Source organism: Peribacillus aracenensis (assembly GCF_025175645.1).
Lineage (GTDB): Bacteria > Bacillota > Bacilli > Bacillales > DSM-1321 > Peribacillus > Peribacillus aracenensis.
In genome coordinates, this window is sequence record NZ_JANZMJ010000118.1 from 1 (window position 1) to 283 (window position 283).

A 283-nucleotide genomic window follows, 5' to 3' on the forward strand; every position below is an offset into this window, starting at 1 on the left:
CCCTACTAGGATACGGGCGAGTTTTCCACAAAGTTTCATGATGGATTTCATTTTCTTTATCTTCTTCACTTTAACATTATTCGAGTGTAGGGCTTTAAACTCAGGGTTATTCATCACCAGACTCATGGTCGCAAGGAAGAGGTAACGCCGCAGGCGTGATCTTCCACGTTTGGAAAGAACAATTTGGCCTTTCCATTTCCCAGAGCTTGCTTCAGCGAGATGCAATCCTGCATGACGAAGGAGCGCATTCCCGTGAGCGAACCCACTCAGATCCCCAGCTTCT

Annotated in this window: 1 protein-coding gene; it reads right to left on the minus strand. The window is 47.0% G+C overall.

All coding sequences use genetic code 11. The features are described from left to right. A partial coding sequence (locus N0M92_RS29270; RefSeq protein WP_260289042.1) for an IS110 family transposase occupies positions 1-283 on the minus strand: 283 nt, incomplete at both ends.